This is a genomic window from Ignatzschineria sp. PL_is040 (genome assembly GCF_055813795.1).
Map to the genome: position 1 here is coordinate 1 of NZ_JBVPGU010000031.1, position 857 is coordinate 857.

The window sequence follows — 857 nt, forward strand, 5'->3', positions numbered from 1 at the left end:
TAGGGTCTGTTGCACATTGGAAATAAAAAATAGAGAGTAGTAAAATATTATCGCCAGAAAACTTTTAACTAACTCTCTATTTCTATGCTCCAAACAATACTTAGTGACAAGCTTTGGTTGAAACTAAAGCCTATTCTCTTAGATTTGAACATCTATGACAAATCTAATTTAAGAAATACTTTCTCAGGAATCCTATATAGACTGAGAACGGGCTGCCAATGGCGCTATTTACCCGACTGTTTTGGAAGCAGTAATAATATTTTTAGAGCATTCAGAAGATGGTCTAAATCAGGTAAGCTTATGAAACTCTTCAAGGCTTTGATTAAAAATCCTGACATGGAATGGCTATCGGTCGATGGAACTCATATTAGAGCCCATCAAAGTAGCGCAGGTGCAAAAGGTTCAGAGCCTCAAGCAATTGCTAAAAGTGCTGGAGGTAATAGCACTAAAATTCATCTTATAGTTGATGCCCATGGGAATCCTATAAAATTTATTATCAGCGATGGTGTCACTCATGATGTAAAAATAGCTCCTGATCTCATTGAAAAGGTGGATATGAAAGAAACTCGAGTACTCAATGGAGACAGGGGGTATATTTCTGAGGATTTAAGCGATTCACTATTGAAACAAGGAGTTCACCCGAATATTCCAAATAGAAAGAACAGTAAAACGGGGAACTCTCATATGGATTGGCACATCTACGAAGCAAGACATGTGGTTGAAAACATGTTTGCCACTTTGAAGCACTTTAGAGGTCTGGCCACTCGTTACGATAAATTGAAAAATAGTTATATAAGTAATGTGGCTTTAGCATGTGCTTATATTTGGTTAAAATTATGAATGTGCAACAGACCCTA

1 protein-coding gene is annotated in these 857 nt (G+C 36.8%); it reads left to right on the forward strand.

Annotated elements, in window-relative coordinates; translation table 11 throughout:
- The first annotated feature begins 84 nt into the window (after positions 1–84).
- Positions 85–840 carry an IS5 family transposase gene (locus AC0SAP_RS10325; RefSeq protein WP_181340669.1) on the forward strand — a complete coding sequence of 252 codons (756 nt, stop codon included), beginning with the start codon at positions 85–87 and terminating at the stop codon, positions 838–840.
- Positions 841–857 lie beyond the last annotated feature (17 nt).

Coding starts and splice junctions, on each gene's coding strand:
- AC0SAP_RS10325 (WP_181340669.1), top strand. CDS start 85: ATGCTCCAAACAATACTTAGTGACAAGCTTTGGTTGAAACTAAAGCCT.